Source organism: Microbacterium alcoholitolerans (assembly GCF_050408615.1).
Lineage (GTDB): Bacteria > Actinomycetota > Actinomycetes > Actinomycetales > Microbacteriaceae > Microbacterium.
On record NZ_JBNTKD010000001.1, the window covers coordinates 1,922,539 to 1,943,650 of the forward strand.

Below are 21,112 nucleotides of genomic sequence, written 5' to 3' on the forward strand. Positions count from 1 at the left end.
GCGATGGGAGCGACACCGCTCATGTATGGCATCGATAACATACTGGCGATGGCTATGCTGTGTCAACGGAACGAAGGCAGGGGCACGTGAAGGACGCACAGCGCAAGGCACCCGGGATGCTGGACGTCGCCCGCGCGGCCGGCGTATCGGCCCAGACCGTGTCGCGCGTGCTGCGCGACCACCCGTACGTCTCGGAAGACAAGCGTCGCCGGGTGCTGGATGCCGTCGCCCAGCTGGACTACCGCATGAACACCGCGGCGAGTGCGCTGTCGTCAGGTCGCACGCGCACGATCGGAGTCGTCACCATGGCGACCGAGTCGTATGCGGGCGCGATGACGCAGTCGGCGATCGAGCATGCCGCCGACGATATGAGCTACAGCGTGGTGGGCGCCCAGATCTCGAACGTCGAGGTCGACTCGATCAGCGCCGCCCTCGGTCGCCTCGAGCGCCTGGGTGCCGAAGCGCTGATCCTCGCGGTGCCGCTGCGCACCGCCGACAGCCGGGTCGAGGCGATCACCCAGCGGCTGCCGACGGCCACGATCGGCGGGTCGCCGGTCAGCCGCGCGCGCTCCCTCGACGTCGATCAGCGCACGGTGGCGCGCCTGGCGACCGAGCACCTGCTCTCGCTCGGGCATCGCACCGTGCAGCACATCACCGGCCCGGACGACTGGGTGGATTCGGTCGAGCGCACCAGCGGCTGGCGTGAGGTGCTCGAGGCCGAAGGTCGCGACGTGCCCGACGCGATCCATGGCGACTGGTCACCGGAGTCCGGGTACCAGGCGGGACTCCGCCTCGGCGCCGACCCCGACGTCACCGCGATCTTCGTCGCGAGCGACGAGATGGCGTTCGGCGTCGTGCGCGCGCTGCACGAATCGGGTCGCCGTGTTCCGCAGGACGTCTCGATCGTCAGCGTCGACGACGTACGACTCGCGGCGTACTGCAGTCCCGCACTGACCACGGTCGCGCAGCCGTTCACCGAACTGGGACGCAGCGCCGTGGCATCCGTCACCGCCCGCCTCGAGGGGCACGACGACCCGACCACCGACGTCACGCTCACACCGGAGCTGATCGTGCGCTCCTCCACCGCCCCGCCGGCCGGATCGGCCTGACCGGTTCGGTCTGACGCGCTCAGTCCTCGTCCATCGGCTCCGGATCGTCCACCGGTTCCGGCTGATCCCCCGGCAGCTCCGGTTCGTCTATCGCGTTGAGGTCGTCCACCGCCGGGCCCTCCAGCAGCCTTCCAGCTGCGTCGAAGCGCGAGCCGTGCAGCGGGCAGTCCCACGATCTCTCGGCGCTGTTCCACGACACGATGCCGCCCATGTGCGTGCAGACGGCCGACAGGCGGCAGGTCGTGCCGTCGACCGTCGAGACGGCCGTCGGCTCCTTGTCGTACGAGCCGACGAGGCCCTCGCCCTCGGCGGGCGGCTCGTCCGGCAGTGCGTGCACGTTCGACGACACCCATCCGGATGCGAGCCTGCCGGCCACCTCGGCACCCGCCGCGACTCCGTGCGCGAGATCCTGCGGCAGCGTGATCCGGTGGTGCAGCGTCTTCGCCCACGGGATGCTGCCGTCCAGGATGTCCGCCGTCATGCTGAGAGCGGCGGCAACGCCGTTGGTCATCCCCCACTTGTTGTAGCCGGTGGCCAGCGCGATGTGGTGGCCGGTGCGTGGCATCCATCCGACGAACGGCACCATGTTCATCGACTCGTAGTCCTGCGCCGACCAGGCATGCGTGCGCTCCGCGCACGGAAAATGCTGATGCGTCCACTGCTCGAGGTCGTCGACCAGGCGCTGCGTGTCGTCCTCACGGCCGACCGTGTGCCCGTTGCCGCCGACGAGCAGCAGCTCGTCATCGCCCACCGGTGCAGTGCGCAGGGAACGCCCCGGGCCGTCGATCGAGAGGATCATCCCCTGCGGCAGCCCACCGGGCACGCGGTACGCCTGCGCGTACGAGCGGGAGGGCTTGACCTTGGCGAAGTACAGGCCGCGGTCGAGGATCGGGATGCCCGTGGCCAGCACGACCACGCCGGCGAACACGTCGCCGAGCGAGGTGGTGACGCGGCTCATGTCACCCGTCTCGACATCTTTCACCCGTGCGCCCTCGATGATGGCCCCGCCGTGCGCGCGCAGATCTGCGGCGAGCGCGTGCAGCACCTCCATCGGATCGAACTGCGCCTGATCGCGCAGCCGGATACCGCCATGCGTCTCGAACGGCAGGTCGAGATTGTCGAGTCGCTCTACCTCGAGCCCGGCCTCGCGGGATGCCTTGTACTCGGCATCCAGCTTCTCCACACCCGCCGCGGAGCTCGCGTAAGTGAACGCATCGCGGCGCTGCACGGCGACGCCGTGCTCGTCGAGATAGCGCAGCATCCACGCCTGGCCCTCGCGATTGCCCTCCACATACGCGCCCAGCACGTTGGCCGATCCTCGCGACCGGATGCCCGAGAGCACGCCGCCCTGCAGCAGGCTGAGCTTCGCGGTGGAGTGACCGGTGGTGACGGCCCCGATGAAGCGCGCCTCGAGCACGACGACCTTCAGGCCCGCACGGGCGAGCAGCAGCGCCGTGGTGAGGCCGGTGATGCCCGCGCCCGCGATGACCGCGTCGTACTGCTCCCCGGGTCGGAAGCTGTCGGAGGCGGGGCGTTCGCCCTGATTGTCGAGCCGCTGTTCGTCGAGCCTCTGTTCGTCGAGCCATTGTTTAGCGAGCCACAGTGAGGTCACGGTTTCTCCTTCGCGGGGCGGGCCTGGGCGACCAGTACACCGCGCGGCGGAAGCGTTCGCAGGGGGCTTGACTTCTCTGTGCGCCATCCGGGCGCGGTGTCCTACGCTGGCATCTGGCCCCGCAGAAGCGAAGCGGCCTCCAGCCACGAGGGGACCCCGTCTTGTCCGAGCACGATCACCACACGCTTCTCGCCATCGATGCGGGCCAGACCGGGATCAAGACCCGCCTGCTCGGCGCCGACGGGTCGTCGCAGGAGTGGCTGTTCCCCGGGGTGCTCACCGACCGTCCGCTGCTCGGGCAGCTCTCCAGCGTCATCGCCGAGGTGTCTCGTGTGACGGCGCCGCCGCGCACGGTGACGCTCGGCGTCTCCGGGCTCACGGACCCCGGCGCCGAGGCGGAGGCGCTGATGCAGCATCCGGATCTCACCGACGTGCACCGCATCGTCATCACGCACGACTCGGTCACGTCGTTCCTCGGCGTGCTCGGCGACCAGTACGGCTCGGTGGTCGCTGCGGGAACCGGCGTCGTCACCCTCGGCGTCGGACCGAAGCACTCCGCGCGCGTCGACGGCTGGGGCCACATCATGGGCGACGCCGGCAGCGGCTACTGGATCGGGCGGGAGGCGCTGGATGCCGTCATGCGCGCCTTCGACGGACGTGGCCCCGCCACCGCGCTGACCGCGCCGGTGCAGGAGCGCTGGCCGGACCTTGAGATCGCCTACACGCAGCTGCAGGCCTCACACGATCGGGTGCGCACCGTGGCATCCTTCGCGGCGAAGGTCGCCGAGCTCGCCTCGACCGGCGACGAGGTGTCCGTGCGGATCTGCCGAGCGGCCGCCGAAGAGCTGGCCCTCGCGGCGACGGCGTCGCTGCGCGTCGTGGATGCCCCCGCCGATGCCGCCGTCGGCGCCGTCGGCGGCGTGTTCGGCGCGGATGCCATCCGCTCCGCCTTCATCGACGCCGTGCGCGCGGAGCGACCGGATGCCCGATTCGTGCCGCCCATCGGGTCGGGCCTGGACGGGGCGGTGTCACTGGCCGACCTCGGCCCCGACCACCCGCTGCGCGACCGCTTCGCCGACGTGTCGCGCGGCTGAGCAGCATCCGTTCGGGAGGAGTTCTCGCGTTCGGGAGGAGCTTCTGCCCGGAAAGCTCCTCCGTTTCGTGAGATCTCCTCCGGTTCACACTCCCTGTGGGCGGGCCGGACCGGGTTGCGCTACGCGGCGAGCGCGAGCCCGGCCGCCACGGCGAAGCCGAGCACGGTGGCGAGGCCGGTCGACTCCTTGCCCTTCGATTGCGCCTCCGGGATCATCGAATCCACGAGCATGACGAGCAGCGCGCCGGCCGCGAAGCCGTTCGCCGAGGCGCGGAAACCGGGGCCGACGGCATCCGCCAACGCGAACCCCGCCACCGTCGCGAGCGCGCAGATCGTCGCGACCCCCGCCCAGAGCAGCACGACGCGCCCCTTGCGCATGCCGGATTCGAGCAGGTCGGATGCTGACCCGATCGACTCCGGCAGATTCGATACCAGGATCGCCACGACGAGTGCGATCCCGACGCCTTCGCCGGAGGCGAGGCCGATTCCGAGCACGAGCTGCTCCGGGATGCCGTCGAGCAGCGCGGCCACGGCGAGCGACGGGCCGCCCGCTGCGCGGTGGGACTTCGCCGCTCGTGCATCGAGGATGCGCGCAGCCGCGTAGTAGGCGATCGCGCCGACGGCCAGGCCGGCGACCAGCGGCACGGGGGCCGGCGAGCTGCAGCCCCTCTTCCCAGAGCTCGAACGCGATGGACGCCATCAGCGCACCCGCCCCGAACCCCAGCACGATGCCGAGCCACTTCGGCGGCCAGGTGCGCAGCAGCGCCAGCACGGCGCCGACCAGCAGCGGTGACGCCGCCACGACGCCCCACAGCACCGCCTGACTCATGCCCCCACCGTACGCCGCACCATGGAATCAACCGACACGCCGGGCGCCGATAGACTTGAACCCATGTCCAAGGTGCTCCAGTCCCTCCCCGTCGGCGAAAAGGTCGGCATCGCATTCTCCGGTGGTCTTGACACCTCCGTCGCCGTCGCATGGATGCGCGAGAAGGGCGCCGTGCCGTTCACATACACGGGCGACCTCGGCCAGTACGACGAGGACGACATCGCGTCGATCCCCGGCCGCGCGCTCGAGTACGGCGCCGAGGCCTCGCGCCTGGTCGATGCCAAGACCGCTCTGGTCGAAGAGGGCTTCGTCGCGCTGTCGTGCGGCGCCTTCCACATCCGCTCCGGCGGCAAGACGTACTTCAACACCACTCCCCTCGGTCGCGCCGTCACCGGCACCATGCTCGTACGCGCGATGCGCGAGGACGGCGTCGACATCTGGGGCGACGGCTCGACCTACAAGGGCAACGACATCGAGCGGTTCTACCGCTACGGCCTGCTCGCCAACCCGCGCCTTCGCATCTACAAGCCATGGCTCGACGCCGACTTCGTCACCGAGCTCGGCGGCCGGCAGGAGATGAGCGAGTGGCTCGTCGAGCGCGGCTTCCCGTACCGCGACTCCGCTGAGAAGGCCTACTCGACGGATGCCAACATCTGGGGCGCCACACACGAGGCGAAGACCCTTGAGCACCTGGATGTCTCGCTCGAGACCGTCGATCCGATCATGGGCGTGAAGTTCTGGGACCCGTCCGTCGCCATCGACACCGAGGACGTCACCGTGACGTTCGACGGCGGCCGCCCGGTCGCTCTGAACGGCGTCGAGTACAGCGACCCGGTGGCGCTGGTCATGGAGGCCAACACCATCGGCGGCCGCCACGGCCTGGGCATGAGCGACCAGATCGAGAACCGCATCATCGAGGCGAAGTCGCGCGGCATCTACGAGGCCCCCGGCATGGCGCTGCTGTTCATCGCCTACGAGCGCCTGGTCAATGGCATCCTCAACGAGGACACCCTCGCCACCTATCACGAGCAGGGCCGCCGCCTCGGCCGCCTGATGTACGAGGGACGCTGGCTCGAGCCGCAGTCGCTCATGCTGCGGGAGTCGATCCAGCGCTGGGTGGGTCTCACGATCTCCGGCACCGTCACGATCCGCCTGCGCCGCGGCGACGACTGGACGATTCTCGACACTGTCTCGCCGAACCTCTCCTACGGTCCCGAGAAGCTTTCGATGGAGCGCGTCGGCGATGCCGCGTTCGGCCCCGTCGACCGCATCGGCCAGCTGACGATGCGCAACCTCGACATCGCCGACTCGCGCTCGCGTCTCGAGCAGTACGCGGGTCTCGGCCTGGTCGGCGGCGCCACCGGCGAACTGGTCGGTCGCGTCACCGCCGGCGAGGCAGGCGAGATCACCGAGTTCGTCGAGGGTTCGGTCTCGCAGGCGGACGAGACGCTGACGGATGCTGTGGATGCAGCATCCGAGCGCGCCGCCTTCGACTCCGGCACCGACTGACGCTCGGCGACGCGACCGGGTCTCGTCGCCGTCGGGGGCAGTGGGTAGGATGCCGAGGGTGCGCCCTACCCGAGACGCGCACCTGATCTCCGTGACACGGAGTCCCACGCACTACCCGAGAGCCCTCGATGACGACAGCAGCCGACCCCACCCGCCCGTCCCTCACCGCCCGGATCGGGCGCATCGTTTTCGTGGTGATCGCCGCTCTTGTGGTCATCGCCGTGGCCGCGGCGTTCTTCCTCACCTGGACGATCCACCGGTCGTTCCCGCAGACCAGCGGAGAGGTGCAGCTGAGCGGGCTCGAGAAGAGTGTCACGGTGCAGCGCGACGACCGCGGCATCCCGACGATCACCGCATCGAACGCGCACGACCTCTTCTATGCACAGGGGTTCACGCATGCGCAGGACCGCTTCTTCGAGATGGACTTCCGTCGCCACGTGACCTCGGGGCGCGTCGCCGAGATGTTCGGTGAATCCCAGGTCGAAACCGATAAGTTCCTCCGCACGCTGGGGTGGCGGAAGGTGGCCGAGGAAGAGGTGGCCAATCTCGACGACACCACCCGCGGCTACTACGAGGCGTACGCCGAGGGCGTGAACTCCTACCTCTCGTCGCGCTCCGGCGCAGAGCTCTCGTTTGAATATGCCGTTCTCGGCATGCAGAATGCCGACTACTCCCCCGAGCCGTGGGAACCGGCGGATTCCGTGGCCTGGCTGAAGGCGATGGCCTGGGATCTGCGCACCAACGTCGAGGATGAGACCGACCGTGCGCTGCTTGCGGCGAAGCTCGACGGAGCCGGCTCCGCCGACGCCGACACGCAGGCGCTCATCGACACCGTCTACCCCGCGTATCCGTTCGATCGCAATCCGGTCATCGTGCCGAAGATCACCGCGGTCGAGCCGGTGGTCACCGACGCGACCCCGGCGTCCTTCAGCGGGGCGACGAAGCCCGAGGTGACCGAGGCGCTGTCCACCATCGAGTGGCAGGAGGCCGAGAGCGTCATCGCCGCCGCGAGCATGATGATCGGCGGCGTGGGCGAGGGAATCGGCTCGAACTCTTGGGTCGTCTCCGGTGACCTGACGGAGAGCGGCAAGCCGCTGCTGGCCAACGACCCGCACCTCGGGGCCTCGCTGCCTTCGGTCTGGTACCAGGTCCAGCTGCGGTGCGACACGCTCAGCGAGTCGTGTCCGTTCGACGTCGGCGGCTTCTCGTTCGCCGGGCTCCCCGGTGTCGTCATCGGTCACAACGCTCAGGTCGCGTGGGGCTTCACCAACCTGACCACCGACGTCACCGACCTCTACATCGAGAAGGTCGAGGGAGACGAATACTGGCGTGACGGCGCTCTGACCCCGATGGAGATCGAAGAGGACGTCATCAAGGTCGCCGGCGGCGAGGATGTGCCGCTGACGATCCGCCGCACGGTGCACGGCCCGATCATCTCCGGGCTCACCGACGACTTCACGGCGATCTCGGATGCCCCGGTCGTCGGTGCCGGCGAGTCGGTGCTGCCGCTGGACGGCGCACCGGAGATCCCCGCCGGCGAGACGGCCGTCAGCCTGCGCTGGACGGCGCTCGAGCCCGGCACGACGGCGAGCGCGCTGTTCGCCATGAACACCGCGCAGGACTTCCAGGATTTCCGTCATGCGGCATCCCTCTTCGACGTCCCCGCGCAGAACCTCGTGTACGCCGACCTCGAGGGCAACATCGGGTACCAGGCGCCGGGCCGGCTGCCGATCCGCGGCGCCGGCGACGGCTGGCTGCCGCAGGCCGGCTGGGACAGCGCGTACGACTGGCAGGGCTTCATCCCGTTCGATGAGCTGCCGGTGTCTTACAACCCGCCGCAGGGCTACATCGTCACGGCGAACAACGCCATCGTGACCGACGACTACGACCATTTCCTCTCACGCGACTGGGACTACGGCTACCGTGCCGCGCGCATCGCGCACCTCATCGAGCGCAAGGCGGCCGCGGGTCCGATGACCGCGCAGGACATGCGCGACATCCAGATGGACAACGAGATGTGGATCGGCAAGCAGCTCGCGGTGGCTATGGACAAGGTCGACGTCGACGGCAAGGGCCCGAAGGCCGCCGTCGATCTGCTGCGCACGTGGGACGCGCAGAACGCCGCCGACTCCCCCGCTGCCGCATACGCGAACGTGCTGTGGTCGAACCTGGCGCAGAACATCTTCGTCGAGCGCGACGTGCCGCTGCCCGTCGGCGACCAGGGCCGGCTGTTCTCGGTCGTGGGTGCGATGCTCGGCGACGCCGACGATCCGCTCTGGACCAACGAGAGCCTCGGCACGACCGACATGTACTCGATGCTCGCGCTGTCGGCCGAAGAGGCCTACGCCGAGCTCGCCGAGCTGCAGGGCACCGACGTCACCCGCTGGAACTGGGGATCGCTGCACGCCCTGCCGCTGACGCATGCGACACTCGGCACCTCGGGCATCGCCCCCGTCGAGATGCTGTTCAATCGCGGACCGTACCCGGTGGGCGGCGGCTCATCGGTCGTGAACGCGACCGGATGGCGACTCGGCGAGTCCTACGCGACCACCACGGTGCCGTCGATGCGCATGGTGATCGATCTGTCCGACCTGGACGCGTCGACGTGGAATCACCTCACGGGAGCCAGCGGCCACGCGTTCGCCGAGCACTACACCGACCAGACCGACGACTGGGTCAAGGGCATCCAGAAGCCCTGGGCGTTCACGAAGAAGGCCGTCACAGCGGCGGCCGTCGGCACCCTGAAGCTGACTCCGGAAGGTTGAGGCGAAGGCGGCTCGGCTGGCGTTGACACGCGTCGGTTAGCGTGGACGTATGCCGGAACGACTGCTCGCCCCCGAAGGCGTCCCCGCCGACATCGACGAGTTCACCCACGCGGGTGCGACACTCGTGTTCGAAGACTTCGGCACGGGCATCCGACCCATCGTGCTCCTGCACGGCATCGGCATGGGGCGCAGCGTCTACGTCGACCTGATCTCGCACCTGGACGGGCGCATCGTCGGCATCGACCTGCCGGGCTTCGGCGAGGCGCCGGAACCGGCGCGCACGCTCACCATGGAGCGCCACGCAGACCTGGTCGCCGCGCTCCTGCGCGAGCGAGAGGTGACGGATGCCGTCGTGCTCGGCCATTCGATGGGCAGTCAGATCGCCGTCGAGCTCGCCGCGCGGCATCCGGATCTCGTGTCTGGTCTGATCATGGCGGGACCCACCGTCGACAGTGCGTCCCGCAACCTCGGCGCGCAGGCCGGATACCTGCTGCGCGACCTGATCGGCGAACGGCCCACCGTGCTCTGGCGCGGTGCGCGCGAGTATCTGCGCGGCGGCCCGCACCTGCTGCGCAAGATGCGCGCCACGATCGTGCACCGCCCCGAGAACGTCTATACGCACGTGCGGGTTCCCACCCTGGTGGTGCGCGGTCAGCATGATCCGCTGGCGCCGATGACCTGGTGCCGCGAGATCCTCGACGCCATTCCGGATTCGCAGTTCGTCGAGATCCCCGATCACGGTCACGGCACGCTGATCAGCGATTCCGGCAGTGCCGCCGAGAAGATCACGGACTTCGTCCGGGCACTCTGAGGCTGCGCTGCCCGGTTCCGTCAGCCGGCAGCGGGCGGCGTCTGCTTCGATTCGGCGTACTCGTCGGCGACGAGGCTGTGCGCCTGGATGGTGCCGTTGCGGTACGCCTGGCGTCCGACCATGTGCGCCGACAGCGGCGCGGTCGCGAACTGCAGCAGGATCACCGGGATGACGATCACGACACCGAGCAGGATGCCCCCGACCGTGCGCTGCGACACCGCGATCGCCAGGCCGATCAGCAGCAGACCGAGCACCTGAGGCTTGGTCGCGGCATGCAGGCGCGACGGGACGTCGCGGAAGTGCAGCAGGCCGACCGCGGCGGACAGGCACAGGATCGCGCCGAGCAGCACGAGCACCAGCGTCAGCGCTTCGGCGACCGGTGCGGGCAGCTCCGCCTCGAGGAAGCCCCCGGCGGCGGAATCCGCGGTGGCTGCGGCAGCGGCACGCATGGTGAGGTGCATCATGATGCCGAGTTGTCCCTTCGTGCGACGTATCGCGCCACCGCGATGGATGCGAACACTCCGACCGCGGCGATGATCAGCAGCACCGGAACGTTGCGCGTGTGTCCGTTGATCGCCATCTCGGCGCCGAGCACGCACATCACCAGGGTCAGCAGCACATCCGAGGCGACCGCGCGGTCGAGGATCGACGGTCCGCGGATGATCCGGAACACGCACAGCAGAGCGGCGGCCCCGAAGACGACCAAGATGGCCAGCAGCAGGATGTTCATCGTGAGACCTCCCCCCGTGCGGCCTTCGCCTGGTCGGCCTTGAGAGCACGGTACTGCGCGGGCGAGCCGACCGCGCGCACGATCCTCCGTTCCCAGCGCAGCACGCCCTCGCGGAAAGCGTCGACGTCGGCGCGATTGTGCACGCCGATCACGTGCAGGTAGAGGATGCGGCGGTCGCGGTCGCTCTCGACGACGAGCGATCCGGGAATCAGCGATGCCGTGATCGCGACGTGCGTCGTGACGATGTCGTCGGCATAGCGCAGGGGGATCGCGATGATCGCCGCGCCGGGCTGTCGGCGGAAGTCGAACACCTGGATCGTCACGCTGACGGCACCGGCGACGACGGAGCCCAGGAACAGTACGACGAACACCAGCGTGTACCAGAGGTTCACGCGTCCGACGAGCTCGACGGTCGGCAGTCGGAACACACGCGTGACGAACACGGCGACGACGAGCCCGGTGACCACGGCGAGCGGCGTGAACTGGTGCCACAGCAGCATCCACAGCAGGACCAGCCACAGCAGGAACGGCAGCTGCATCAGGATGTCGCGCAGCATCCCTCGCCTGGATTCGGGGCCCATCATCCGGCCTCCTCATCGATCTGCTGGAGGGTGACGGGCTGCAGCAGTCCCGAACCGATCCGATCGCACAGCGCATACAGCGGGCCCGCGAACACCGTCAGCGCGATCGTGACAGCCACCATGCCGCCGGTGGCGACGGTCATGATCGACGGGATCACGCGAGTGTCCTGCTGCACGTCGGCGGCCGGGGCGCTGCCGAGGTAGGCGATACGGCCGTCGCTCTCGGCGCCCTCCTCCTCCGAACGCCAGAAGGCGAGGTTCCAGGCGCGCATCAGGGCGTACAGGGTGAGTAGCGAGGTCAGGATGCCACCGAAGATCAGCACGATCATCAGCGGCGTTCCCACCTCTGCGGCCGCCTCGAACAGTGCGACCTTGCCGATGAAGCCTGAGAACGGCGGCAGGCCGCCCAGGTTGATCGCGGGCACGAAGTACAGCACGGCCAGCAGCGGCGCGGCCTTCAGCAGACCGCTCACCCGCAGGATCGATGTACTGCCCGCCTTGCGCTCGATGAGGCCGACCGCCAGGAACAGCGTCGTCTGCACGACGATGTGGTGCACGATGTAATAGACCGTCGCGCCGATGGCATCCTCAGTCGCTATCGCCAGACCGAAGATCATGTACCCGACGTGACTGACCAGGGTGAACGACAGGATCCGCTTCAGCTCGGCCTGCGCCACCGCACCGAGCACGCCCACGACCATCGTCGCCAGCGCGATGATCAGCAGCAGCGTGTCGATGCTGTTCGAGGCGAACAGCTGCGTCTCGGTGCGGATCAGCGCGTAGACGCCGACCTTGGTCAGCAACCCGGCGAACACCGCGGTCACCGGCGCCGGCGCGGTCGGGTACGAGTCCGGCAGCCAGAACGACACCGGGAAGATCGCGGCCTTGATGCCGAACGCGACCACCAGCAGCAGGTGCAGCACCAGCTGCGTCTCCTGCGGCAGCTGTGCCACGCGTTCGGCGACCTGCGCCATGTTCACCGTGCCGACGGCACCGTAGATCATTGCGATCGCCGCGAGGAACAGGATCGACGAGACGAGCGAGACGACGATGTAGACGGCGCCGGTTCGGATGCGGGACTCGGTGCTGCCCAGCGTGATCAGCACGTACGACGCGACCAGGAGGATCTCGAAGCCGACGTAGAGATTGAACAGATCGCCGGCGATGAACGCGTCGAAGATTCCGGCCCCAAGGATGAGGTACGTCGGGTTGAAGATCGAGATCGGTGTCTCCTCCGCACCGTCCGCGGAACCCTGACCGATCGAGAACAGCAGCACCGCGAGGAGCACGATGCTCGAGACGAGCACCAGCAGCGCCGCAAGGCGGTCGACGTAGAGGATGATCCCGAACGGCACCGGCCAGCCGCCGACCGACACGGCGAACGCCTGATCCGCGGCGTCCACTCCCGCCAGCAGCACGGCAGCGATGATCGAGACGGCCGCGAGCGTGCCGCTCGAGACGGCCACCTGCAGCCGGGGGTTGCGTCCGAAGATCAGCGTCACGGCCGCGCCGAGCAGCGGCAGCATCACGATGAGGGGTACGAGTGCGCTCATGGGCGGTCCTCCCCTGCGTCGGATGTCGATTCGTGTTCGGATGCCGTCGTCTGCCCGGATGCCGGTGCCTGTTCGGATGCCGGTTCCCCGCGCGGCCCGTACACCTCGTCCACCGGGGCGTCGTCGTGGATCGAGGGGTGATCGCGCATGTGCAGCACCGTGATCGGTGCGGTGTTGACTCCGACGAAGTCCGTCGGTGCGTCCTCGTCGCCGGAGTCCGATTCGTCGTCGAACAGCTCTTCTTCGGCATCCGAGCGCTCGCGCAGCGCGATGTCGACTTCGTCGTCCTCGACGGTGTCGGCCTGGCCGAGCTGCCAGGAGCGGTAGATGAGCGCGAGCAGGAATGCCGAGATGGCGAAGGTGATCACGATGGCCGTCAGCGTCAGAGCCTGCGGCAGCGGGTCGCTGACGGCTTCTTCCTCGCCGTAGAACGGAGCGCGTCCGGGCACTCCCATCACGATCAGCAGCAGCAGGTTGGTGGCATTGCCGAGAAGCAGGAACCCGATCAGCACGCGGGTGAGACTGCGCTCCATCATGGCGTAGACCCCGGCGGCGAACAGTACGGCCATGATGATGATGAGGGTGAGCGAGACGTCCATCAGACGCTCACCCCCCTGCTGCGCATCTCCACGGCCTGCCGGTCGACCTCTGCACCGAGGCTGCGCAGCACGTCGAGCACGAGGCCGATCACGACGAGGTAGACGCCGATGTCGAAGACGGTGGACGAGACGAACTCGATGTGTCCGACGATCGGGAGCTCCCACTCCCACACGCTGCTCTCCAGCGGTGCGAGGCCGAAGAACATCGGCACGAGTGCGGCGCCCACGGCGACGACCAGACCGGATCCGAGGAGGCGCCCGGCATCGGTGGGTGCGGCGGCGCCCAGTTCCCATCGCCCGCCCGCGATGTAGCGCATGACCATGGCCATCCCCGCCACCAGTCCCCCGGCGAAGCCGCCGCCCGGCGTATTGTGCCCCGAGAAGAGCAGGTAGATCGACACCAGGATGATCGTGTGGAAGAGCACGCGCACGATCACCTCGAGCAGGATCGAGCGGTTCTCCGCTTTGATCTGCTGGCCGCTGACCAGCCATGCGCGCGGTGCACCGCGGTTCTCGGCGGTCTGGAATCGCAGGCCCTCCTCCGTCTCCACAAGCGGACGGCGCGCGGCGGCGCGTCGGCTGGTCTGCGGCAGGTCGCGGGTCGCCGAGAGCAGATCGGCGCGGTGAGTGACGAAGACGAGGGATGCCACGCCCGTGGCGGCCAGCACGAGCACGCTCAGCTCGCCCATGGTGTCCCAGCCGCGCAGGTCGACCAGGGCCACGTTGACCACGTTCTTTCCATGGCCCAGCCCGTAGGCCAGGTCGACGAAGTCGACCGAGATCGGTTCGAACATGCGCGCCTGGGTCGCCACGATCGCGACGCACGCCATGGTCAGTCCGACCCCGATCGCGAGCACCGCACGCGGGATGCGTCCGACTGAGGCGTTGTGCTCGCCCATCCGCGACGGCAGTCGGCGCAGTACCAGCGCGAAGGTCACCATTGTCACCGTCTCGACCAGAATCTGGGTGAGGGCGAGATCCGGTGCACCGCTGGTCGCGAACAGCACGACCATGCCGAGCCCGGTGACCGAGACCAGCACGACTCCGGTGTAGCGCTTGCGGGCGCGGACGGCGACGATGCCGGCGATCGCCATGACCGGCGCGACGACGATCTGGGTGGGCGTGTGCCAGGCCGACAGCTCGAGCTGCGCGGGGGTGGCGGCCACCAGCGCGGTGGCCTCGGCTGCCAGCAGCACAATGAAGATCGTGCCGACATAAAGCGGCAGCGAACCGCGCTGCGTGAGGCTCGTGGTCAGCACCGAGAGGCGGTCGACACCGCGCATGACGACGTAATAGGCATCGGCGGCGGTGAACGGCAGCAGTCGCGGGCGTCGATCCCAGCGAGTGCGGATGCTGACGACGAATGCTCCGATGCCGACGGCGATCGCACCGAGCGACAGGAACAGGGCGGGCTCGAGGCCATGCCAGAGCATCAGGTGGCCCGGCGCGGCCGACGCCATGGATCCTGCCGGCAGGACGGTCACCGCGTAACCGCGGAGCGCCAGGTCGATAGCCGGCGCTCCGATGCCCGCGGCGATCGTGAGTCCGGCGAGGATGATCGGCGCCGAGAGGAATCCGACCGGCGGGTCCGGCCATACCGTCTCGGGCATACGTGTGCCGCCGGCGTCCTTCTTGCGCCAGAACGCCCCCCACAGGAACCGAGCACCATATGCCGCGGTGAGCATGGCACCCAGTGTCACGCCGATCAGCGCGATCCAGCCCCACATCGACCCGTGTTGTGCGTCCTCGAGGAGCGCGGTGAGAGTCGACTCCTTCGCGATGTACCCGATGGTGGGAGCGATGCCCATCATCGACGCCACCGAGATGAACGCTGCCGTCGCCATGGCCGGCGCCTGCCGGCCCACGCCGGAGAGCTCGCCGATGTCACGGGTCGACAGCTGGCGGTCGATCACTCCGACGATGAGGAACAGCGCCGACTTGAACAGTGCGTGCCCGATGACCAGCGCCAGGCCCGCCAGCGCAGCCGCCGGCGTGCCGTAGCCGATCACGACCGCGAAGAAGCCGAGCTGGCTGACGGTGCCGAACGCGAGGATGCGCTTCAGATCGGTCTCGCGAAGCGCCTGGATGCCGCCGAGCAACAGCGTGAACACACCGAGGGTGATGACGATCGGCCGCCACGGGGCCGAGAGGGCGAAGATCGGCGCGAAGCGCGCGATCAGATAGATGCCCGCCTTCACCATCGCCGCGGCATGCAGGTACGCGCTGACCGGCGTGGGTGCGGCCATCGCGGACGGCAGCCAGAAGTGGAAGGGGAACAGCGCCGACTTGCTGATGGCGCCGATCAGCAGCAGGACCACTGCGGCATCGACGAGTGGCCCGGTGGGCGCGAGCTCGAGCAGTCGCTGGATGCTGGCGGTGCCGGCCTCCACGACGAGCAGGATCACGCCGACGAACATCACCAGTCCGCCGAGAGTGGTCACCAGCAGCGCCTGCAGCGCGGCACGACGGCTGGCGGCACGGTGCCGGTAGTGGCCGATGAGGAGGTAGGAGAGGATGCTGGTGAGCTCCCAGAACATCACGAGCATGACGAGGTCGTCGGTGAGCACCAGCCCGTACATCGCGCCCGCGAATCCGAGCAGGACGCCGGCGAATGTGCCGACCTCGCGGGAGTCGTCGTGGAAGTACCAGCGGCAGTAAAGCAGCACGAGCGCGCCCACGCCGGTGACGATCAGCGTCATCACCCAGCCGAGCACGTCCATGCGCATCGAGAGGTTGAGCCCGAGCTGCGGAATCCACGCGTAGGACTCGAACGGCGTCGCCTGGGGATTCAGCACGGCGGGTGTGAGCAGCAGCGCGTGCACGAAGGCCGCGGCCGGCACGAGGGCGCCGATGACGAATGCCTGTGCTCCGAGCCAGCGAACCAGTGCGGGGAGAATCAGAGCCCCGGCGAGGAACACCGCGAGGAGCAACAGCATAAGCGGCTCCTCAATGGCTCGTCGGCCTCGAAGGGCTCAGGCGGGCAGGTCCTTCACAGTTTACCGCCTGGAAGACGCGCCCTGTCCCGCGCCCTTGAGGATTATCCTCATCCGAGGGGCGATCAGATGCGATGCGCGGGCGGCGGAGCCGTCGTCTCGCCCTCGCGGAGAACGCACGTGAAGTGCACGGACTCCCCCGGCTCCCCCGCGAGCATGCGTGAGATCTGCTCCCCTGCGGCGCGTCCCTTCTGCAGGGCCGGCTGGACGATGGTCGTGAGCCGCTGCGATCCGAGTCCGTCGGCGGCGATGCCGTCGAATCCGACGACAGTGAGGTCCTCCGGGACTCGCAGACCGAGCTCCTCGGCGGCACGGATCACGCCGACGGCCAGAAGGTCGCTCTGCGCGACGATGGCGGTCGGCCGCTCGGCGCGCAGCGCCCCGTCGGCGTCCGCGAGCAGCATCCGCGCGATGGCGATGCCCTCGTCAACCAGGCTCCCGGCAGCCGTGAACCCCGGCGCCTGCGGGTAGACCTCGCGGAACCCGGCGAGACGGTCGAGCGTGACGTCGACAGTGCCCGCGGTCACCCGTTCGGGAGTGAGCGGCGCGCGCTCGCGCACGGTATCCAAGGGCAGCGTCACCACGCCGACGTTTACATGCCCTAACTGGAATACATGGCGCGCGATCTCAGCGCTGGCTTCGCGGTTGTTCAGCGAGACCTGCGGAATGTCGTCACCGGCATCCCCCTCGATCACGACCACCGGCAGCCCCCTCTGGCGCACGAGATCGACGGCTGGGCGGATGCGAGCGGAGCAGCCGATCAGCACGACTGCGTCCACCGGCGCCTCGACGATCTGCGGCGCCTCGTCCTCGCGTGTATCGTCGCGCAGCAGCAGCAGCCCCGAGCTGTCATCGGCGAGGGCGTCGGTGAGGCCGTCCATCATCACGGTCGTGACCGGATCGAGGAACGCGTGGCGCAACTCGCCCGAGAGCACCACGCCGACGATGCCGCTGCGACCGGTGCGCAGCGACGCCGCGCGCGGGTCCGGACCGGTGTAGCCGAGTTCGGCGGCGGCAGCGAGGACGCGCTCGCGCGTGGCATCCGCGACATTGACCTTGCCGCTGAAGGCGACGGATGCCGTCGACGTCGACACCCCGGCCGCGCGGGCGACGTCGGCGATGGTCGCCCGACGCGCGCTGCTGCTCATGTTTCGAGAATAGCCCGGGCTCGGACGCGCCCGTCGAATCGATTCGATTACGATTATCGGATGGACACCGCCCTGACCCGATCCCAGTTCGTGCGCTGGCGCACCGCGATCTTCGCGATCTTCCTCGCCAGTGGACTGTCGATCGCCACGTGGGCGTCCCGCGTGCCCAGCATCGCCGCCTCCCTCGATATAGACAAGGCGCAGGTCGGCCTGCTGCTGCTGTGCATGGGAATCGCCTCGATCATCGGCATCTCGACCGGCCCGCTCGTGATGGCCCGCACCGGAGCGCGGGTGGGCATGCTGATCATGATGTTCGTCTTCGGCACCGGCGTGCTGCTGATCGGGCTCGGCGCCGATGTCTTCGGGGCCCTCCCGGTCGTCGTCATCGGCATGGCGTTCTTCGGCTTCGGAAACGGCTCGGTCGACGTCATGATGAACGTCGAGGCGACCGCCATCGAACAGCAGATGGGCAAGACGATCCTGCCTGTTTTCCACGCATTCTTCAGCTTCGGCACTGTCATCGGCGCCGGCGCCGGCGCACTGGCCGCGCACCTCGGCCTCAACGTGGCCGCGCACGCCGGCATCATCAGCATCGTGATCATGCTCGCCGCGATCACCTGCTTCTTCCAGGTGCCGGTGCGCGAAGCCGCGCTCGACCCCACGCCCGAGGTCAAGGCGCCGTGGCGCGCACGTGTGCACAATGCGCTCGAAGCGTGGCGCGAGCCGCGCATCTACGCTCTCGGCGTGGTCATGCTGGGCATGTCGTTCGCCGAGGGCGGTGCGAACGACTGGATCGCACTGGGCGTGGTCGAGGGACACGGTCAGGAACCCGGAATGGGCGCCCTCGCGCTGGCGATCTTCTCCGTGGGCATGACGGTGGTCCGGCTGATGGGCGGCCCGCTCGTCGATCGCTTCGGTCGCGTCCCGGTGCTGCGGGTGCTCGCGGTGACCGCGGCATCCGGCATCCTCCTGTTCATCCTGGGTCCGACGCTGCCGCTCGTACTGCTCGGAGCCGCTCTGTGGGGAATCGGCGCATCCCTCGGGTTCCCTCTGGGCATGTCGGCCGCCGCCGACGATCCCGCCAAAGCCGCCGCGCGCGTCAGCGCGGCGGCGACCATCGGCTACGTCGCATTCCTCGGCGGCCCTCCGCTGCTCGGCCTGATCAGCGAGCACATCGGGCTCCTGAACACGCTGTACATCCTGGTGGCCCTCGTGATCATGTCGGGCCTGTTCTCGGCCGCCGCGCGCCCCTTGCGCGTCGAGGAGATGAGCTCGCATGCTCGCGCAGAGCGTTAGGCTCGTCGAGTGCGTCTCGTCATCGCCCGCTGCTCCGTCGACTACACCGGTCGCCTCAACGCCCACCTTCCCCTGGCCACCCGCCTGCTGGTGCACAAGGGCGACGGGAGTCTGCTCGTGCACTCCGATGGCGGCAGCTACAAGCCCCTGAACTGGATGAGCCCGCCGTGCTCGCTCTCGCCCGAGACTCCGGGGGAGGAGGAGGCGAGCGCCGGCGTCATCGAGGTATGGCGGGTGACTCACAAGAAGACCGGCGACGCGCTGCGCGTGCAGATCTACGAGATCATCCACGACACCAGACACGACCTCGGCATCGATCCCGGGCTGCAGAAGGACGGCGTGGAGGCCGACCTCCAGCGTCTGCTCGCCGAGCAGGTCGACCTGATCAGCGAGGGCGCGACGCTCGTGCGCCGCGAGTTCCCGACCGCGATCGGGCCCGTCGACCTGATGGTGCGGGATGCCAACGGCGGCGCCATCGCGGTGGAGGTCAAGCGCCGTGGAGACATCGACGGGGTCGAGCAGCTGACGCGGTACCTGGAGCTGCTGGGACGCGACCCGCATCTGGCGCCTGTGCAGGGCGTGTTCGCCGCGCAGGAGATCAAGCCGCAGGCGCGCGTGCTGGCCGAGGATCGCGGCATCCGCTGCGTCGTGCTCGACTACGACGACATGAAGGGCCTCGAATCGGGCATCCCGCGCCTGTTCTGATCGCGTCACTCGTTCGCTGCCATAACTCCGGAGAACTCCGCCGGTTTGCGCACATATGACGGGACTTCCGGCCCTTCGGGCCGAATTCTCCGGAGTTGTGGCCGGCCATAGGCTGAGAGCATGTCTGCCTCCGCATACTCCTGCATTCTCTGGGACGTCGACGGCACGATCGCTGACGCCTCGGCCGGCATCCTGCCGCGCCTGCGCCAGGTGTTCGCGTCGTACGAGCTGCCCGAGCCCGACGCCGCCGCGCTCGCACTGTGGATCGGGCCGCCGATGCTGGAGTCGTTCCAGCGATGGGCCGGCATGGACGCCATCCGGGCGCAGGAGGCCGTGGCCAGGTACCGCGTGCTCGCGGCGGCCGACGGCTACGCAGCGTCCGTCGACGTCTACCCCGGGGTGGTCGACGTGCTGCAGTCCGTGCACGACGCCGGAATCCCGCAGGCGACCGCCAGCACGAAGCCCGAGAACCAGGTGCAGGCGATCCTCGATCACTACGAACTGAGCCCGCTGTTCACCGCCGTCTCGGGCGCGCGGGTCGGCGAAGTGGGAAACAGCGACGGCAAGGCCTTCGTCATCGGCCAGGCTCTCGAACGTCTGCAGGCGGCCGGGGTCGACGTGTCACGCCCCGTGCTGATCGGCGACCGTCACCACGATGTGGATGGCGCCGCCGAGTACGGCATCCCCGTGATCTTTTCGGACTGGGGCTTCGGCGAGCCCGAAGAGGCCGAGGGGGCGATCATGCGCGTCGCCGACGCCGAAGAGCTGAAGCGCGCACTGCTCGGCTGAGCGCCCACCTCGCGAAACCTCGGCGCCCGCCCGCACACGCAGAACTCCCCGCCCGCGTGCTGCTGTTGCAGCACCCGAACGGGGAGTTCAGTCCCGCCTCAGAGAGGGCGGATGTTCTCAGCCTGCAGGCCCTTGGGGCCCTGCGCCACATCGAACTCGACGCGCTGGTTCTCGTCGAGTGAGCGGTAGCCGCTGGATGCAATGGCGGAGTAGTGCGCGAAAACGTCGGCGCCACCGTCGTCAGGGGAGATGAAGCCGAAGCCCTTCTCCGAGTTGAACCACTTGACCGTGCCCTGGGTGCTCATTTACTGCCGTTCTGCTTGTTGCTATGCCGACGCAGGATGCACCGACTGCGCTAACGCTATCTCAGGCGACCCACCCGGCAACAGCACTCAGCAGATGGTGATCGAAATGTTGCATCCGGCAGAACGCTGAAATCGCCGCCTTCGCGCCGGTCCGACGCCGGTTCGACCGCGAACACGATTCACAGAAAGTGGTGGCCCTCACCGCGGGGGGAGCGATGAGGGCCGAAGACGACCGGAGGGTGCGTCGAATTCAGCATACACAAGTTGCCAAAGATTTGTCCCCCATATGGGGGACAAATCTGCAAAATGGTGCGATGATGGTAGCGGCTCTCCTCCAGCACACTGGGGACATTGCCCGGGGAGTGGCCAAGCCGCATGCGGTGATCGTCGGATACTGGGGAGTTTTCCGTCGCTGACTGGGATTTCAGCGAAAGCGATCAGATCCCGCCGCGTGCTCTTTCACAACGAGGGAGGGGGAACGGAGTCCACGGACTCCACCCTGTCCGGTGTGAAGGACCTTACGGGGTTAGCAGCAGGCTCGGAGAGGAACGGACGCACAGCGAGGCACCGCACCCCTCCGAGCCGCTCTGCGTCTGCCGCGCGTATAACGCGCCGCGCAGCGCCCGTCAATCCCTTCGCCCTCCGCGGCGTGCAGTGACACGCTGTCAGTTCCAGTTCACGCCGG

At 68.5% G+C, this 21,112-nt stretch carries 19 protein-coding genes; 9 read left to right on the forward strand and 10 right to left on the reverse strand.

The window, feature by feature from the left end; translation table 11 throughout:
• The first annotated feature begins 86 nt into the window (after nt 1-86).
• Nucleotides 87-1,109 (forward strand): LacI family DNA-binding transcriptional regulator, encoded by a 1,023-nt coding sequence (locus ACQUSX_RS09180; RefSeq protein ID WP_428906640.1) that lies wholly within the window; start codon nt 87-89, stop codon nt 1,107-1,109.
• Between the two features lie 19 nt (nt 1,110-1,128).
• Here the strand turns inward: ACQUSX_RS09180 and ACQUSX_RS09185 are convergent, their stop codons facing one another.
• Nucleotides 1,129-2,721, reverse strand: a complete 1,593-nt coding sequence (locus ACQUSX_RS09185; protein ID WP_428906641.1) for an FAD-dependent oxidoreductase — start codon at nt 2,719-2,721, stop codon at nt 1,129-1,131.
• Between the two features lie 161 nt (nt 2,722-2,882).
• Here ACQUSX_RS09185 and ACQUSX_RS09190 point away from each other — a divergent pair, with 161 nt between their 5' ends.
• On the forward strand, nt 2,883-3,815 hold the full coding sequence (locus tag ACQUSX_RS09190) for an N-acetylglucosamine kinase (RefSeq protein WP_428906642.1): 933 nt from the start codon (nt 2,883-2,885) through the stop codon (nt 3,813-3,815).
• Nucleotides 3,816-3,934: 119 nt separating this feature from the next.
• Here ACQUSX_RS09190 and ACQUSX_RS09195 read toward each other — a convergent pair whose 3' ends face one another.
• The gene (locus tag ACQUSX_RS09195; protein WP_428906643.1) at nt 3,935-4,459 is read right to left on the reverse strand and encodes a ZIP family metal transporter; all 525 of its coding nucleotides are present in this window, start codon (nt 4,457-4,459) and stop codon (nt 3,935-3,937) included.
• Between the two features lie 44 nt (nt 4,460-4,503).
• On the opposite strand from ACQUSX_RS09195, the gene ACQUSX_RS09200 reads away from it, so the two are divergent.
• From ACQUSX_RS09200 to ACQUSX_RS09215, 4 genes are all read left to right on the forward strand, one after another.
• Nucleotides 4,504-4,638, forward strand: coding sequence for a hypothetical protein (locus ACQUSX_RS09200; RefSeq protein ID WP_428906644.1), 135 nt, complete (start codon nt 4,504-4,506; stop codon nt 4,636-4,638).
• Nucleotides 4,639-4,706: 68 nt separating this feature from the next.
• Nucleotides 4,707-6,152, forward strand: a complete 1,446-nt coding sequence (argG, locus tag ACQUSX_RS09205) for an argininosuccinate synthase (RefSeq protein WP_428906645.1) — start codon at nt 4,707-4,709, stop codon at nt 6,150-6,152.
• Nucleotides 6,153-6,280: 128 nt separating this feature from the next.
• Nucleotides 6,281-8,917, forward strand: a complete 2,637-nt coding sequence (locus tag ACQUSX_RS09210) for a penicillin acylase family protein (RefSeq protein ID WP_428906646.1) — start codon at nt 6,281-6,283, stop codon at nt 8,915-8,917.
• Nucleotides 8,918-8,966: 49 nt separating this feature from the next.
• Nucleotides 8,967-9,728: an alpha/beta fold hydrolase gene (locus ACQUSX_RS09215; RefSeq protein WP_428906647.1), complete on the forward strand. Its 762-nt coding sequence runs from the start codon at nt 8,967-8,969 to the stop codon at nt 9,726-9,728.
• 20 nt (nt 9,729-9,748) lie between these two features.
• Here the strand turns inward: ACQUSX_RS09215 and mnhG are convergent, their stop codons facing one another.
• The 7 genes from mnhG to ACQUSX_RS09250 all read right to left on the reverse strand — a co-directional run bounded on the left by mnhG (nt 9,749) and on the right by ACQUSX_RS09250 (nt 17,332).
• Nucleotides 9,749-10,192: a monovalent cation/H(+) antiporter subunit G gene (gene mnhG, locus ACQUSX_RS09220; protein ID WP_428906648.1), complete on the reverse strand. Its 444-nt coding sequence runs from the start codon at nt 10,190-10,192 to the stop codon at nt 9,749-9,751.
• Entirely contained in the window at nt 10,189-10,458 is a 270-nt protein-coding gene (locus ACQUSX_RS09225; RefSeq protein ID WP_428906649.1) for an MrpF/PhaF family protein, read from the reverse strand. The genes mnhG and ACQUSX_RS09225 overlap by 4 nt, the downstream gene beginning before the upstream one ends.
• Entirely contained in the window at nt 10,455-11,042 is a 588-nt protein-coding gene (locus ACQUSX_RS09230; RefSeq protein ID WP_428906650.1) for a Na+/H+ antiporter subunit E, read from the reverse strand. Before ACQUSX_RS09230 ends, ACQUSX_RS09225 begins: the two co-directional genes overlap by 4 nt.
• Nucleotides 11,039-12,592 (reverse strand): Na+/H+ antiporter subunit D, encoded by a 1,554-nt coding sequence (locus ACQUSX_RS09235; protein WP_428906651.1) that lies wholly within the window; start codon nt 12,590-12,592, stop codon nt 11,039-11,041. The genes ACQUSX_RS09230 and ACQUSX_RS09235 overlap by 4 nt, the downstream gene beginning before the upstream one ends.
• Entirely contained in the window at nt 12,589-13,191 is a 603-nt protein-coding gene (locus ACQUSX_RS09240; protein ID WP_428906652.1) for a Na(+)/H(+) antiporter subunit C, read from the reverse strand. Before ACQUSX_RS09240 ends, ACQUSX_RS09235 begins: the two co-directional genes overlap by 4 nt.
• Nucleotides 13,191-16,127, reverse strand: a complete 2,937-nt coding sequence (locus tag ACQUSX_RS09245) for a Na+/H+ antiporter subunit A (protein WP_428906653.1) — start codon at nt 16,125-16,127, stop codon at nt 13,191-13,193. Before ACQUSX_RS09245 ends, ACQUSX_RS09240 begins: the two co-directional genes overlap by 1 nt.
• Nucleotides 16,128-16,249: 122 nt before the next feature.
• A complete protein-coding gene (locus ACQUSX_RS09250) occupies nt 16,250-17,332 on the reverse strand; it encodes a LacI family DNA-binding transcriptional regulator (protein ID WP_428906654.1) in 1,083 nt (360 codons plus the stop codon).
• A gap of 60 nt (nt 17,333-17,392) precedes the next feature.
• On the opposite strand from ACQUSX_RS09250, the gene ACQUSX_RS09255 reads away from it, so the two are divergent.
• The 3 genes from ACQUSX_RS09255 to ACQUSX_RS09265 all read left to right on the forward strand — a co-directional run bounded on the left by ACQUSX_RS09255 (nt 17,393) and on the right by ACQUSX_RS09265 (nt 20,122).
• On the forward strand, nt 17,393-18,628 hold the full coding sequence (locus ACQUSX_RS09255) for an MFS transporter (RefSeq protein ID WP_428906655.1): 1,236 nt from the start codon (nt 17,393-17,395) through the stop codon (nt 18,626-18,628).
• Between the two features lie 9 nt (nt 18,629-18,637).
• Nucleotides 18,638-19,333, forward strand: coding sequence for an endonuclease NucS (nucS, locus tag ACQUSX_RS09260; RefSeq protein ID WP_428906656.1), 696 nt, complete (start codon nt 18,638-18,640; stop codon nt 19,331-19,333).
• 120 nt (nt 19,334-19,453) lie between these two features.
• Entirely contained in the window at nt 19,454-20,122 is a 669-nt protein-coding gene (locus ACQUSX_RS09265; RefSeq protein ID WP_428906657.1) for an HAD hydrolase-like protein, read from the forward strand.
• Nucleotides 20,123-20,220: 98 nt separating this feature from the next.
• Here the strand turns inward: ACQUSX_RS09265 and ACQUSX_RS09270 are convergent, their stop codons facing one another.
• The gene (locus tag ACQUSX_RS09270; RefSeq protein WP_071641060.1) at nt 20,221-20,427 is read right to left on the reverse strand and encodes a cold-shock protein; all 207 of its coding nucleotides are present in this window, start codon (nt 20,425-20,427) and stop codon (nt 20,221-20,223) included.
• Between the last annotated feature and the right edge of the window lie 685 nt (nt 20,428-21,112).